We start from the raw sequence: 13205 nt of genomic DNA, 5'->3' as shown, positions 1-13205 counted from the left end.
CCCACCTCCTGCAGAGAAACTGCGTGTCAGTTAAAACCGTTGGCCTGGATTACATCATCGAGGCTCAGCGCATGAGCGTGAGCGCCGCGCCGCCCCAAGCAAGCTCGCACCTCAGTGCGAAGCACGGAGGTTATTGAATGCACAAGACGATCGACTACTACTTTGCGCCACAGAGCCCGTGGACCTATCTGGGGCATTCCCGGTTTGCCGCGATCACCGCGGCCGCGGGCGCCACGGTGCGCGTGCGGCCGATCGACCTGGGCAGTGTGTTCCCGGTGTCGGGCGGGCTGCCGCTGGGCAAGCGCGCGCCGCAGCGCCAGGCGTACCGGCTGGTCGACCTCGCACGCTGTTCGCGCCACCTCGGCCTGCCGCTGAACACCAAGCCGAAGTTCTTCCCGGTGGCCAGCGACGACGCGGCCCGGGTCATCATCGCCGTCGACATGCACGACGGCACCGAGGCCGCCATGCGCATGTGTGCCGCGGTGTTCGCGGCCGTGTGGGTGCAGGAGCGCAACATCGGCGACCCGAAGGTGCTCGATTCGCTGGTCGTCGAATGCGGGCTGTCGCCCAAGCGCGCGGAGCAGTCGCAGAGCCAGGCGGTGCAGGAGCGCTACGAAGCCTATACGCAGGAGGCCATCGACATCCAGGTGTTCGGCGCGCCAAGCTACGTGATCGACGGTGAAATCTTCTGGGGGCAGGACCGCCTCGACTTCGTCGAGCGGGCGCTGCGCGCGTAACCCGGCCTTCTTTTTTCAGTTGCCATCAAGGAGCAAGACATCATGGGTCAATTCATCGATCTGAAAGCCAAGGACGGCTTCACCTTCCCCGCCTACGTGGCCGAACCCGCCGGCAAGCCGCGCGGCGCAGTGGTCGTAGTGCCGGAGATCTTCGGCGTCAACTCGCACATCCGCTCGGTGGCCGACGGGTATGCGGCGGACGGCTACCTTGCCGTGTCGCTCTCGACTTTTCATCGTGTGAAGCCCGGTGTGGAGCTCGGCTACAGCGACGAGGACATGAAGGCCGGCTTCGAACTGAAGACCGCGGTCGAGGCGCTGCCCGCGCCGGGCGTGCTGCAAGACATCGAGGCCGCCGTGGCCTACGCCGCGAAGGCCGGCAAGGTGGGCATCGTCGGTTTTTGCTGGGGCGGCCTGCTGGTCTGGCGCGCCGCCAGCCTGCTCCCCGGGCTTGCCGCCGCAGCCCCGTACTACGGCGGCGGCATGACCACGCCGGAAGAAACCGCGCGCCAGCCCAAGGTGCCGGTGCTGGCGCATTTCGGCAACCAGGACCACTGGATTCCGCTGGACACCATCGAGGCCTTCAAGAAGGCGCACCCCGAGGTGGAAGTGCATGTGTATGAGTCGGGCCACGGGTTCAACTGCGACCAGCGCGGCTCGTACAACGCCGAGGCCGCCAAGCTGGCGCGTGCGCGCACGCTGGAGTTCTTTGCCAAGCACGTCGGCTGAGCGAGCCCGAGCCCGCTCCGGGGCCCAAGCGAAGCCCGGCCCATGCCGGGCTTTCTTATTTTTTCTTTTGCGAGCCGGGCCCCTTGCCGACGCGGGTCTGGAGAAAGTCGAGCAGGGCGCGCAAGGCCGCGCTGTTGTGGCGCCGCTGCAAGTAAGCGGCCGAGAGCCACATGTCCTGCCGCGCATAGCCCTGCAGCACGGGCACCAGTTCGCCTTCGTCGATGTGCGACTGCACGAGGATCGACGGCAGGTAGATCACACCGAAGCCGCGCATCGCAACCCGGATCAGCGGCGCGCCCTCGGTGCAGTCCATGCGGCTTTTCACCGGCACGTCGAGCGGCTGGCCGCCGTCTTCGAAGCGCCAGACCGGCTGGGTGCCCAGTCGTGAATGCGTGAGCGCGTCGTGCCCGGCCAACTCGCTCGGGTGTTCGGGCTTGCCGTGCTTCTTCCAGTACACGGGCGAGGCGCAGACGACCATTTCCATGAGCATCAGCTTGCGCACGATCAGGTTGTCGTCGGTGACGGGGCCGCTGCGAATGTCGACGTCGATGCCTTCCTCGGCGAGATCGACTGCGCGGTTGGTCAGCTGCAGGCTGATGCTCACATCCGGGTAGTAGCGCATGAAGTCGGCCAGGAGGCCCGGAAATTCACCGTTGCCCATGCCGTGCGGCGCCGAAATGCGCAGCCGGCCGCTGGGCTGCGTGGCGCGCTCCTGCAGTTCGGCCTGCGTGAGCTCCACCATTTCGAGCACCGGGGTGCTGCGCTCCAGCAGCAGTTGCCCGGCATCGGTGAGGCTTACGGAGCGCGTGGACCGGTTGAGAAGACGCACGCCGAAACGTGTTTCGAGTTCGGCCACATACTTGCTGACGGTGGCTTTCGACATGTCGAGCTTCTTGGCCGCATGCGAAAAGCTGCCGTGCGAAGCAACCTCCCGGAAGGTTCTGATCAGATCGAGACTGTCCATGTCAAAGCGCCTATTGTTTCCGTTCCGGGAACGGCATGCGCCGATTTTCCAGCGAACCTGCTGAATCGAGTGCATGCCTTCCGGTTGTCATTGTTTCAATAGAGGAAACACGGTGTCTCTGTTCCACGTGTTTTGCAGCAGCAATTCAGTTGGAAACTCGCCGCACAGGTGAGCAACCAGCGAGCCTGGTGGACGAACCATCCAACGAACACAAGGAACTGAAAATGAAGACCTCGCACATCCTCGCCGCAGCAGCCATCGCCGTGCTGGCCGCCACTGGCGCCCAAGCCGAATCGTACGAAGGCGTGAACACCGCCGTCTCGACCAAGAGCCGTGACGAAGTGAACGCCGAAGCCGTGCGCACCGCAGCGGCTCCGAACCAGAACGTGACCCGCGGCTCGCGCGGCCCTGAAACCGTTGCCGTGTCGAAGGACCGCGCACTCGTCGAAGCCGAAGCGATTCGCACCGCCTACGCTCCCGACCAGAACGTGACCGGCGGCTCGCGCGTCAACAGCAAGGTCATCTCGACGATGCCCCACCCCATGGACGCACGCGTTCAAGCCCAGCAAGGCTCGGGCGCCGTCGCCAAGTAAGCCAGGCGAATTTGCGGCCCTTGCGGCCAGCAACTGAAAAGGCCACGCAACTGCGTGGCCTTTTTGCTTTGGAGAACGGGTATCGCGCGCGGCGCTCAACGCGTGCGCGCAAGGTAGCGCTTGCGCCAGAACACCACGACCAGCACCAGCGCGATGACCAGCATCGCGCCCATCGCAATCCAGAACCCGTCCGCCTTGTGCACCAGCGGAATGAATTCGAAGTTCATGCCGAAGATGCCGGCGATGAGATTGAGTGGCAGAAAAATGGCGGTCAGCGCGGTGAGCACCCGCATGATGTCGTTGGCGCGGTGCCCCTGAACGCTGAAATGCATCTGCACCGCGGTTTCGGCGTTCTGCTCCAGCCGGTGAACGTGGTGCACCACGCGTTCGATGTGCTCGAGCACGTCGCGGCTGCGCACCATGATCAGCTCCCGCTCGCGCTGCTCCGCCTCGTTCTTCGGCGACGGCAGCGTCTCCAGCGAATCGATCCAGTCCTGTATGGCGGCGCGCTGGTCCTCGCAGATTTCGTCCAGGTGGTGCAGCGACTGTCGCGCTTCCATCAGCGCGCCCCAGTTGGTAAAGCGGCTGCGCGGGTCGATCAGCTCGGTTTGCCAATGGTCGAGCTGGCGCGTGAGCTCGCGGCGCATGTCCAGGTAGCCGTCGACGATCTGGTTGATGACGCGCAGCATCAGGTCGGCGGTGCCGGTGGGTACGCGGGCCGAAGTGGCGCGCACGTCGAGCGCCGGGGCGCCCTTGTCGTCCGGCGACCCCGCGGCCAGCAGGCGGGCGGCAAAAGCGTCGCGCACCGCGCCGTCCTCCGGGTGCACCGACAGCAGCACGCGGTCGAACAGCGCAAAACCTACCGGCCGGGTATCGACCCGACGCAGCACCGGCGGGCCGCGGCGCGACGGCGTGGGAAGGGGCGGTTCGCCGCCCGAGGTGCCCTTGCCGTTGCCCAGCGCCGCCTGGCCCGGCCCGGCCGAAAGGCGCCGGAACACCAGCACGTCGTACTTCGAGGTGTAGTCGTAATGCGAAGGCAACTGGTCGTTGAGCAAGTCGGCCACGTGCAGGTCGACCAGTTGGGTGAGGCAGAGCGACTGCAGGATCTGCTGGACTTCGGCCAGCGACGCGCGAAACTCGTCCCGCGTGAGAGAAATCCAGAGATAGCCCTGTGCAGCGCAGGCGCCCGGCACCGTGAGCGGTGCCAGCGCCGGATGCTCGCTCACCTGGGAGCGGTTGATTTCGAAGATGCGCATGGGCCCGCCCTGTTGCTCTCTTTTGGAATACCGATCGGCCCGCGCTGCGGGCGCAAGGGTGCGAGCTATTGTTTTTGTAGCAAGCGCGCGGCGTCAAGTGCAAAGTAGGTGAGCACGCCATCGGCGCCCGCGCGCTTGAAGGCGAGCAGGCTTTCGAGCACGACCGCGTCGTGGTCGAGCCAGCCGTTCTGTGCGGCGGCCTTGAGCATCGCGTATTCGCCGCTCACCTGGTAGGCAAAGGTGGGCACATGAAACTCGTCTTTCACGCGGCGCACGATGTCCAGGTAGGGCATGCCGGGCTTCACCATCACCATGTCGGCGCCTTCGGCAATGTCGAGCGCCACTTCGCGCAGCGCCTCGTCGCTGTTGCCCGGGTCCATCTGGTAGACCTTCTTGTTGCTCTTGCCGAGCGTGGCGGCCGAGCCCACGGCATCGCGAAACGGGCCGTAGAAGGCGCTGGCGTACTTGGCGCTGTAGGCCATGATGCGGGTGTGAACGTCGCCGCGGGCCTCCAGGGCGGTACGGATGGCGCCGATGCGCCCGTCCATCATGTCGCTGGGCGCCACGATGTCGACGCCGGACTGCGACTGTGTGAGCGCCTGCTTCGTCAAAACTTCAACAGTGGCGTCATTGATGATGTAGCCGGTGTCGTCGAGCAGGCCGTCCTGCCCGTGGCTGGTGTAGGGGTCTAGCGCCACGTCGGTCATCACGCCAAGCTCCGGAAAGCGCGCCTTGAGAGCGGCGACCACACGCGGAATGAGCCCGTCGGGGTTGAACGCCTCGTCGCCGCCGGGCGTCTTGAGGCCCGCATCGATCACCGGAAAAAGCGCCATCACCGGAATGCCGGCTGCCACGCACTGCTCCGCCACGGGCAACAGCAGATCGAGGCTCAGGCGCTCCACGCCCGGCATCGAAGACACGGCGTCGCGCTTTTTTTCACCTTCCTGCACGAACACCGGGTAGATGAGGTCGTGCGCCGTCAGCGCGTGCTCCCTGACCAGGTTGCGGGTGAATGTATCGCGGCGCAAGCGGCGGGGCCGGCCGGCCGGGTACATGGCAAAGGAGGGGGAGGGGCGCGTCATAAGCCGAAAATTGTGCCTGAACCGTCAAACGGCGGCAGGGGCTAGTGCTGGCAGTTGTCCGATAACACGACAAATTGGTAACTCAAAGGTTCTCTTTTTTTCTATAAAAATGTCAAAGAAAGTGGCTGAGTCGCTTGAAACCTTGTTTCGTCTTTGTTAAATTCTGAAGCGGGCGGCTTGCCGCTCCCCGCTTTTCCTCCCTGAGCGGGTGCCTTGATGTGTGACAGCAAAAGGGCTTCCCAGCCCGGCGTGAAGACGTCGGGCTTTTTTTTGCCTGTCGTTGGCATCGGCTCGGCAGGCAAAGGGCGGTGCATGGCGCGGTCGGCCACTAAACTGCCTCCATGCTCTGGGTCAAATCTCTTCACATCGTCTTTATTGCCAGCTGGTTCGCGGGGCTGTTCTACCTCCCGCGGATCTTCGTCAACCTGGCGATGGTGCCGCCAGAGTCCGTCGCAGAGCGTGAGCGCCTGTTGCTGATGGCGCGCAAGCTGTTGCGCTTCACCACTTTCCTGGCCCTGCCGGCGCTGGGCTTCGGTTTGTGGCTTTGGCTGGGCTACGGCATCGGGCGGGGCCCCGGCAATGGCTGGATGCATGCCAAGCTGGCGTTGGTGCTGGTAGCCATCGGCTATCACCATGGCTGCGCGGTGCTGCTGCGGCGTTTCATCGCGGGCGGCAACCGGCGCAATGACCGCTGGTATCGCTGGTTCAATGAACTGCCCGTCCTGCTGCTGCTCGGCATCGTGGTGCTGGTGGTCGTCAAGCCGTTCTGAGCCCGGTGTCCACGGTGGAGAAGCAGCACAAGTCCGCCGCGCTGCCTCTAGCGCTCGCCTATGCGGCGCTGATCGTCTATGCCAGCCTGTATCCGTTTGCCGACTGGCGCGACCAGGGCATCGCGCCCTGGGCGTACCTTTCGGCGTCGTGGCCCAAGTACTGGACGGGCTTCGATTTCGCGGTCAATGTCGCCGGCTACGTCCCGTTCGGCTTCCTGTGTGCGCTGGCCGTGCTACGTACGCGGCAGGACGCCAGCGGCTGGCGCGCCATGCTGCGCGCCACCGCGGCCGGCGCGGCGCTGGCCTTTGCCATGGAGACGCTGCAAAGCTATCTTCCGGCGCGCATTCCTTCCAATGTGGATCTGGGCCTGAACACCTCCGGCGCTCTTCTGGGCGCCATGCTGGCCGCGGGGCTCGAGCGCCTGGGTGCTGTGGCGCACTGGAGCCGTACGCGCTCGCAGTGGTTCGTCGACGATGCGCGCGGCGCACTGGTACTGCTGGCACTGTGGCCGTTCGCGCTGCTGTTTCCGGCGGCGGTGACGTTCGGGTTGGGTCAGGTGTTCGAGCGGCTGGAGGTCGCAATCTCCGAGTGGCTGCTCGACACGCCTTTCATCGACTGGATGCCGCTGCGCCAATTCGAACTCGAGCCCCTGGTGCCAGCGGCCGAACTGCTGTGCGTGATGCTCGGCGCACTGGTGCCATGCCTGCTGGCTTTCCTGGTAACGCGTACCGTCGCACGGCGCGCCGTGCTGCTGCCGCTCACGCTGCTGGCGGGCATTGGCGCTTCGGCGCTGTCGGCGGCGCTGAGCTATGGGCCCGAGCACGCCTGGGCCTGGCTGGGCCTGCCGGTGCAGGTGGGCATTGCAACGGCTCTTGTCGCAGGCGTGTTGTTGCTGGGCGCGCCGCGCCGGCTGTGCGCGGCCTTGCTGCTGGTGGGGCTTGTCATCCAGCTGAGCCTGTTGAACCAGGCGCCCGAGAGCGCGTATTTCGCGCAGACGCTGGCCACCTGGGAGCAGGGGCGCTTCATCCGCTTTCACGGCCTGGCGCAGTGGCTGGGTTGGCTCTGGCCTTTTGCGGTGCTTGCCTATGTGGTGGCCGCGCTGTCGCGGCGAAGCAAGGCGGCAACCTGAAGCCGCCGGCGGGCGTCACTAAAATCTACCGATGCCCAGTTCCACATCCGCCGCGCCGCGCGGCTACTACGGCCGCCACATCTTCTTTTGCCTGAACGAGCGCAAGAACGGGGAAGACAGCTGCGCCCTGCACAACGCCCAGCAGGGCTTCGACCGCTGCAAGGCCAAGGTCAAGGAAGCGGGGCTGGCCGGGCCGGGCAAGGTGCGGGTCAACAAGGCGGGTTGCCTTGACCGTTGCGCCGGTGGGCCGGTGGCGGTGGTGTACCCGGAAGCGGTCTGGTACACCTTTGTCGATACCGATGACATCGACGAAATCGTCGAATCGCATCTGAAGAATGGCGAAGTCGTCGAGCGGCTCTTGCTGCCTCCCGATGTGGGCCGCTGAACTTTTTCGGAAATTCCGCGCTCTACCGTGCGCCCAGCGCGCCGCAGCCGCGCATTCCTGAACCTTGCACCATGAACTCCCAGACCGAAAAGATCCGTCTCCAAGGCGCCGCCGGCGTCATCGAGGTCCAGCGCGATCTGCCGGCCGACGCTCCGCGCGGCATTGCGGTCATCGCTCATCCCCATCCGCTGTTCGGCGGCACCATGGACAACAAGGTGGTGCAGACGCTGGCGCGTGCTTTCGTCGCCTGCGGCTGGACGGCGGTGCGCTTCAACTTCCGAGGCGTGGGCGCGAGTGAAGGCGCACACGACGAGGGGCGCGGCGAGTGCGAGGACATGCTCGATGTGGTGAGCCAGTTGGCCGCCGAGGGGCCGTTGGCGATTGCCGGGTTTTCGTTCGGCGCTTTCGTTGCAAGCTGCGCGGCCGAAAAGCTCTGGGCTTCGCGCGACGTGCGGCAACTCGTTCTGGTGGGAACGGCAGCTTCCCGGTTCACGGTGGCCACGCTGCCGGCCGAGGCGCACGAGCGCACATTGGTGGTTCACGGCGAGGCCGATGACACGGTGCCGCTCGCGGCTGTCATGGACTGGGCACGGCCGCAGTCACTTCCTGTCACGGTTGTCCCCGGGGGCGGCCATTTCTTTCACGGACAATTGCCGCTGCTCAAAAGCTTGGTCGTCCGCCATCTGCGCGCGGGCGCCGCATGAAAGCCCTGCGGGCTTGTTTTCGTTTTCTCCAATTTTTCCCATGAATCGTTTTCTTGACGCATTTCGCGCGCTGGTGCTCGCCGCCGCCGCATCGGTTTGCACGATTGCCGCCGCCCAGGTGCCAGCACCGCCCGAAATTGCCGCGCGCAGCTACTTGCTGCTCGACGTCACAGCCAACCAGATCCTGGCGCAGAAAGACATCGACAGCCCCGTCGAGCCCGCCTCACTCACCAAGCTGATGTCGGCGTACATCGTGTTCGACGCGCTGCGCGCCAAGAAGATCACGCTGAACCAGACTTTTCCGGTCAGCCAGCGTGCCTGGAAGATGCCCGGCTCGCGCATGTTCATCGATCCCAAGATGCAGGTGCCGGTCGAAGACCTGATCAAGGGGTTGATCGTGCAGTCGGGCAACGACGCCACCGTGGCGCTGGCCGAAGGTGTGGGCGGCACCGTCGAGCACTTCGTCGAGCTCATGAACGCGCAAGCCAAGGCGCTGGGCATGAAGAACACGACCTACAAGAACCCTGAAGGCCTGACCGCGCCCGGCCACACCACCACGGCCCGCGACCTGAGCATCCTGGCAACGCGCCTGGTGCGCGACTTCCCTGAAGAAGCCAAGTACTACGCCATCAAGAAGTACCGTTATCCGGGCACGCCCTCCACCAACGACACCAACCGCAACCTGTTGCTGTTTCGCGACCCGACGGTGGACGGCCTCAAGACCGGCCATACCGACGCAGCCGGCTACTGCATGATTGCCACCGCCAAGCGCGATTTCCCCAACCTGACCGGCGGCCGCCGCCTGCTGTCGATCGTGCTGGGCACCTCGGGCGAGACCGTGCGCGCCAACGAGTCGCAGAAACTGCTGAACTGGGGCTACACGGCGTACGACGCTGTTCGCCTGTTCGACGCCGGCCAGCCGGCCGCCACGCCGGCGGTCTGGAAGGGCAAGGCCAACACCCTCAAGCTCGGCCGCCCCGAAGCCATCGTGGTAGCGGTACCGACCGGTACCGCCAGCAAGATCAAGACCCAGGTGGCGCGCCCCGAACCGCTGGTGGCGCCGTTCACCAAGTTCCAGCCCGTGGGGTCGCTCAAGGTGACCCTGGACGACCAGCCCCTGGCCGACGTTCCTCTGGTGGCGCTGGAAGGTGTCGAGCAGGCGGGCGTTTTCGGCCGCGCCTGGGACGCCGTGCGGCTCTGGATCAAGTGATTTGCGCGCCTCCGCGTGCTTCATTTGCCCGTAACGGAGGCGACTGCTATACTCGTGGGCTTTTCGGAATTTTCCGAAGGGTTTCACGTTTTCGTTATTCCCGGCTTCCTTGCCTTGCGTCACGTCAAGGACAAGGGCGGTTCATAGCCAAAAGCCGGGTTGTTTTGGGACTAATTCATTCATGCCAACCATCAATCAACTGGTGCGTCAGGGTCGAACGGTCGAAAAGATCAATTCGAAGAGCCCTGCCATGCAGAACTCGCCGCAACGCCGCGGTGTCTGCACCCGCGTCTACACCACGACGCCAAAGAAGCCCAACTCGGCGCTTCGTAAAGTTGCCAAGGTCCGTCTGACCAATGGCTTCGAAGTCATTTCCTACATCGGCGGCGAAGGCCACAACCTGCAAGAACATAGCGTCGTGCTGGTTCGCGGCGGTCGTGTCAAGGACTTGCCCGGTGTTCGCTACCACATCGTGCGCGGTTCGCTCGACTTGCAAGGCGTGAAAGACCGCAAGCAATCGCGCTCCAAGTACGGCGCGAAGCGTCCCAAGAAGGCTTAAGCCTTCCTGTCGTAAGAAACAAACAACGGTGTTCGGTTGCCTTGGCGGGCACATCGAACGAAGTGACCCACTGTCGGGTCGAGTAAGTGAGAGTCCGGAATGGCTCTCGCGGTGCCGGAAACGGTGCCAACTGAAGCAAAGAGGTTAGTAACATGCCACGTCGTCGCGAAGTCCCCAAACGTGAAATCCTGCCGGATCCCAAGTACGGCAATGTCGAGCTGTCGAAATTCATGAACGTGATCATGGAAGGCGGCAAGAAGGCGATCGCCGAGCGCATCATTTATGGCGCGCTCGACTTCATCGAAAAGAAGAACCCCGACAAGGACCCGCTCGAAGCTTTCACCGTTGCCATCAACAACGTGAAGCCGATGGTCGAAGTCAAGTCGCGCCGCGTGGGCGGTGCCAACTACCAGGTGCCGGTCGAAGTGCGTCCGGTGCGCCGTCTGGCGCTCTCGATGCGCTGGATCAAGGAAGCTGCTCGCAAGCGCGGCGAAAAGTCGATGGCCCTGCGTTTGGCCAACGAGTTGATGGAAGCCACGGAAGGCCGTGGCGGCGCCATGAAGAAGCGCGACGAAGTGCACCGCATGGCAGAAGCCAACCGCGCTTTCAGCCACTTCCGCTTCTAAAAATCAAACTTCGCTTGGGCGTTGGGTATTGAGTGTCGGGCGATGTCGCCCGTGCTCAAGGCCCAGCGCTCAACGCATTTAACCCGAAAGTAAATCATGTCCCGCAAGACCCCCATCGAGCGCTACCGCAACATCGGCATCTCCGCGCACATCGACGCCGGCAAGACCACGACGACCGAGCGCATCCTGTTCTACACCGGTGTGAACCACAAGATCGGTGAAGTGCACGATGGCGCCGCCACGATGGACTGGATGGAGCAAGAGCAAGAGCGTGGCATCACGATCACCTCGGCTGCCACCACCTGCTTCTGGAAGGGCATGGCCGGCAAGTTCGACGAACACCGCATCAACATCATCGATACCCCCGGCCACGTGGACTTCACCATTGAAGTCGAGCGCTCGATGCGCGTGCTGGACGGTGCCGTGATGGTGTATGACGCCGTCGGCGGCGTGCAGCCCCAGTCGGAAACCGTCTGGCGCCAAGCCAACAAGTACAAGGTTCCGCGCCTCGCGTTCGTCAACAAGATGGACCGCACCGGTGCCGACTTCCTGCGCGTGCGCCAGATGATGGTCGACCGCCTGAAGGCCAACCCCGTCGTGATCCAGATCCCGATCGGTGCCGAAGAGCACTTCCAGGGCATCGTCGACCTCGTGAAGATGAAGGCCATCATCTGGGACGAAGACAAGGGCGTGACCTTCACCTACGGTGAAATCCCCGCGAACCTGACCGACGTCTGCAACGAATACCGCGAAAAGCTTGTCGAAGCCGCTGCTGAAGCCAGCGAAGAGCTGATGAACAAGTACCTCGAAGGCAATGAGCTGACCGAGGAAGAAATCAAGAAGGCCCTGCGCCAGCGCACCATCGCCGGCGAAATCCAGCCGATGCTGTGCGGCTCTGCCTTCAAGAACAAGGGCGTGCAGGCCATGCTCGACGCCGTCGTCGAATACATGCCGTCGCCGCTGGACATCCCCCCGGTTGCAGGCCTCGACGAAGACGAAGCGCCCGTGACCCGCAAGGCTGACGACAACGAGAAGTTCTCGGCGCTCGCATTCAAGCTGATGACCGACCCGTTCGTGGGCCAGTTGACCTTCGTGCGCGTCTATTCGGGCGTGCTGACCAAGGGCGACAGCGTCTACAACCCGGTGCGCGGCAAGAAAGAGCGTATTGGCCGTATCGTGCAGATGCACGCGAACAACCGCGAAGAAGTCAACGAAATCCGCGCCGGCGACATCGCCGCATGCGTGGGCCTGAAGGAAGTCACCACGGGCGAAACCCTGTGCGACCCGGCGGCCATCGTGACGCTCGAGCGCATGGTGTTCCCTGAGTCGGTGATCTCGCAGGCCGTCGAGCCCAAGACCAAGGCCGACCAAGAAAAGATGGGCATCGCCCTGCAGCGTCTCGCTCAGGAAGACCCATCGTTCCGCGTCAAGACCGACGAAGAGTCGGGCCAGACCATCATTGCCGGCATGGGCGAGCTCCACCTCGAAATCATCGTGGACCGCATGAAGCGCGAGTTCGGCGTGGAAGCCAACGTGGGCAAGCCGCAAGTGGCCTACCGCGAAACCATCCGCAAGACCGTCGAAGAAGCCGAAGGCAAGTTCGTTCGCCAGTCGGGCGGCAAGGGCCAGTACGGCCACGTCGTGCTCAAGCTCGAGCCGCAGGAAGCCGGCAAGGGCTTCGAATTCGTCGACGCCATCAAGGGCGGTGTGGTTCCTCGCGAATACATTCCGGCGGTGGAAAAGGGCGTTGTCGAAGCGCTGACGCAAGGCGTGCTGGCGGGCTACCCCGTCGTGGACGTCAAGGTCACGCTGCACTTCGGTTCGTACCACGACGTGGACTCGAACGAAATGGCGTTCAAGATGGCCGCGATCTTCGGTTTCAAGGAAGGCGCCCGCAAGGCCAACCCGGTCATCCTCGAGCCGATGATGGCCGTGGAAGTCGAAACGCCTGAAGACTACGCCGGCAACGTGATGGGCGACCTGTCCTCACGCCGCGGCATGGTGCAGGGCATGGACGACATGGTTGGTGGCGGCAAGGCCATCAAGGCCGAAGTGCCGCTGTCGGAAATGTTCGGCTACTCGACCACGCTGCGCTCGATGTCGCAAGGCCGCGCCACGTACACGATGGAGTTCAAGCACTACGCTGAAGCTCCGCGCAACGTTGCCGAAGCCATCGTGGCTGCTCGCGCCAAGTAATGTCTTTGCGGGACAGGCCAGGATTTGCACAGCAAATTTGCTCTGTCCCCAACTGATTAAAAGAATGTGGGGTCGCGCAGTGCGCGGCTCTCGTTGTCTGCGATCCGGTGCCGCCGCGTTCCCGTGCGAGGCGAACCAGCAATCGGGTGCAGACATAAAACCAATGCACGGGAATGCTCTTTCAAGGATTGAAAAATGGCAAAAGGTAAATTCACCCGCACCAAGCCGCACGTGAACGTGGGCACGATCGGTCACGTTGACCACGGC

The 13205-nt window shown here is 63.9% G+C and carries 15 protein-coding genes and 1 pseudogene; 12 read left to right on the top strand and 4 right to left on the bottom strand.

The window, feature by feature from the left end; all coding sequences use genetic code 11:
- Window positions 1–137 precede the first annotated feature (137 nt).
- Both V9L20_RS26545 and V9L20_RS26540 read left to right on the top strand, forming a co-directional pair.
- The gene (locus tag V9L20_RS26545) at window positions 138–737 is read left to right on the top strand and encodes a 2-hydroxychromene-2-carboxylate isomerase (protein WP_337298823.1); all 600 of its coding nucleotides are present in this window, start codon (window positions 138–140) and stop codon (window positions 735–737) included.
- Between the two features lie 42 nt (window positions 738–779).
- Complete coding sequence (locus V9L20_RS26540; RefSeq protein ID WP_337298822.1) at window positions 780–1463, top strand: dienelactone hydrolase family protein; 684 nt, start codon at window positions 780–782, stop codon at window positions 1461–1463.
- 55 nt (window positions 1464–1518) lie between these two features.
- Here V9L20_RS26540 and V9L20_RS26535 read toward each other — a convergent pair whose 3' ends face one another.
- Entirely contained in the window at window positions 1519–2427 is a 909-nt protein-coding gene (locus V9L20_RS26535; RefSeq protein ID WP_337298821.1) for a LysR family transcriptional regulator, read from the bottom strand.
- Between the two features lie 224 nt (window positions 2428–2651).
- On the opposite strand from V9L20_RS26535, the gene V9L20_RS26530 reads away from it, so the two are divergent.
- On the top strand, window positions 2652–3020 hold the full coding sequence (locus tag V9L20_RS26530; protein WP_258502723.1) for a DUF4148 domain-containing protein: 369 nt from the start codon (window positions 2652–2654) through the stop codon (window positions 3018–3020).
- Between the two features lie 95 nt (window positions 3021–3115).
- On the opposite strand, the gene V9L20_RS26525 is transcribed toward V9L20_RS26530, so the two are convergent.
- The 3 genes from V9L20_RS26525 to V9L20_RS26515 all read right to left on the bottom strand — a co-directional run bounded on the left by V9L20_RS26525 (window position 3116) and on the right by V9L20_RS26515 (window position 5687).
- Entirely contained in the window at window positions 3116–4276 is a 1161-nt protein-coding gene (locus V9L20_RS26525; RefSeq protein WP_258502722.1) for a magnesium transporter CorA family protein, read from the bottom strand.
- A 65-nt stretch (window positions 4277–4341) separates the two neighbouring features.
- A complete protein-coding gene (gene hemB / locus V9L20_RS26520; RefSeq protein ID WP_443098631.1) occupies window positions 4342–5331 on the bottom strand; it encodes a porphobilinogen synthase in 990 nt (329 codons plus the stop codon).
- A 128-nt stretch (window positions 5332–5459) separates the two neighbouring features.
- Entirely contained in the window at window positions 5460–5687 is a 228-nt protein-coding gene (locus V9L20_RS26515) for a hypothetical protein (RefSeq protein ID WP_258502720.1), read from the bottom strand.
- 12 nt (window positions 5688–5699) lie between these two features.
- Between V9L20_RS26515 and V9L20_RS26510 the strand changes: the two genes are divergently transcribed.
- The 9 genes and pseudogenes from V9L20_RS26510 to V9L20_RS26470 all read left to right on the top strand — a co-directional run.
- Complete coding sequence (locus V9L20_RS26510; protein WP_337298819.1) at window positions 5700–6128, top strand: CopD family protein; 429 nt, start codon at window positions 5700–5702, stop codon at window positions 6126–6128.
- Between the two features lie 14 nt (window positions 6129–6142).
- Window positions 6143–7258: a VanZ family protein gene (locus V9L20_RS26505; protein WP_258508153.1), complete on the top strand. Its 1116-nt coding sequence runs from the start codon at window positions 6143–6145 to the stop codon at window positions 7256–7258.
- A 31-nt stretch (window positions 7259–7289) separates the two neighbouring features.
- Window positions 7290–7643 (top strand): (2Fe-2S) ferredoxin domain-containing protein, encoded by a 354-nt coding sequence (locus tag V9L20_RS26500; RefSeq protein WP_126749856.1) that lies wholly within the window; start codon window positions 7290–7292, stop codon window positions 7641–7643.
- 71 nt (window positions 7644–7714) lie between these two features.
- The gene (locus V9L20_RS26495; protein WP_337298818.1) at window positions 7715–8347 is read left to right on the top strand and encodes an alpha/beta hydrolase; all 633 of its coding nucleotides are present in this window, start codon (window positions 7715–7717) and stop codon (window positions 8345–8347) included.
- 40 nt (window positions 8348–8387) lie between these two features.
- Window positions 8388–9557: a D-alanyl-D-alanine carboxypeptidase family protein gene (locus V9L20_RS26490; RefSeq protein WP_337298817.1), complete on the top strand. Its 1170-nt coding sequence runs from the start codon at window positions 8388–8390 to the stop codon at window positions 9555–9557.
- A 181-nt stretch (window positions 9558–9738) separates the two neighbouring features.
- Window positions 9739–10116 (top strand): 30S ribosomal protein S12, encoded by a 378-nt coding sequence (gene rpsL, locus V9L20_RS26485; protein ID WP_013543948.1) that lies wholly within the window; start codon window positions 9739–9741, stop codon window positions 10114–10116.
- A gap of 152 nt (window positions 10117–10268) precedes the next feature.
- The gene (rpsG, locus tag V9L20_RS26480) at window positions 10269–10742 is read left to right on the top strand and encodes a 30S ribosomal protein S7 (RefSeq protein ID WP_013543947.1); all 474 of its coding nucleotides are present in this window, start codon (window positions 10269–10271) and stop codon (window positions 10740–10742) included.
- 96 nt (window positions 10743–10838) lie between these two features.
- Window positions 10839–12938, top strand: coding sequence for an elongation factor G (gene fusA / locus V9L20_RS26475; RefSeq protein ID WP_281146688.1), 2100 nt, complete (start codon window positions 10839–10841; stop codon window positions 12936–12938).
- A gap of 195 nt (window positions 12939–13133) precedes the next feature.
- Window positions 13134–13205, top strand: a pseudogene (locus V9L20_RS26470) (GTP-binding protein); the annotation flags it as partial.

The organism is Variovorax sp. CCNWLW225 (genome assembly GCF_037204045.1).
GTDB lineage: Bacteria > Pseudomonadota > Gammaproteobacteria > Burkholderiales > Burkholderiaceae_C > Variovorax.
The sequence above is the reverse complement of the archived record's forward strand: the minus strand, read 5'-3'. Positions and strand labels throughout refer to the sequence as shown.

Bases quoted from the DNA above. Each gene is read 5' to 3' on its own strand.
- V9L20_RS26495 (WP_337298818.1), top strand. From the start codon at position 7,715: ATGAACTCCCAGACCGAAAAGATCCGTCTCCAAGGCGCCGCCGGCGTC.
- V9L20_RS26540 (WP_337298822.1), top strand. From the start codon at position 780: ATGGGTCAATTCATCGATCTGAAAGCCAAGGACGGCTTCACCTTCCCC.
- V9L20_RS26530 (WP_258502723.1), top strand. From the start codon at position 2,652: ATGAAGACCTCGCACATCCTCGCCGCAGCAGCCATCGCCGTGCTGGCC.
- V9L20_RS26525 (WP_258502722.1), bottom strand. From the start codon at position 4,276: ATGCGCATCTTCGAAATCAACCGCTCCCAGGTGAGCGAGCATCCGGCG.
- fusA (WP_281146688.1), top strand. From the start codon at position 10,839: ATGTCCCGCAAGACCCCCATCGAGCGCTACCGCAACATCGGCATCTCC.
- V9L20_RS26510 (WP_337298819.1), top strand. From the start codon at position 5,700: ATGCTCTGGGTCAAATCTCTTCACATCGTCTTTATTGCCAGCTGGTTC.
- rpsL (WP_013543948.1), top strand. From the start codon at position 9,739: ATGCCAACCATCAATCAACTGGTGCGTCAGGGTCGAACGGTCGAAAAG.
- hemB (WP_443098631.1), bottom strand. From the start codon at position 5,331: ATGTACCCGGCCGGCCGGCCCCGCCGCTTGCGCCGCGATACATTCACC.
- rpsG (WP_013543947.1), top strand. From the start codon at position 10,269: ATGCCACGTCGTCGCGAAGTCCCCAAACGTGAAATCCTGCCGGATCCC.
- V9L20_RS26535 (WP_337298821.1), bottom strand. From the start codon at position 2,427: ATGGACAGTCTCGATCTGATCAGAACCTTCCGGGAGGTTGCTTCGCAC.
- V9L20_RS26545 (WP_337298823.1), top strand. From the start codon at position 138: ATGCACAAGACGATCGACTACTACTTTGCGCCACAGAGCCCGTGGACC.
- V9L20_RS26490 (WP_337298817.1), top strand. From the start codon at position 8,388: ATGAATCGTTTTCTTGACGCATTTCGCGCGCTGGTGCTCGCCGCCGCC.
- V9L20_RS26500 (WP_126749856.1), top strand. From the start codon at position 7,290: ATGCCCAGTTCCACATCCGCCGCGCCGCGCGGCTACTACGGCCGCCAC.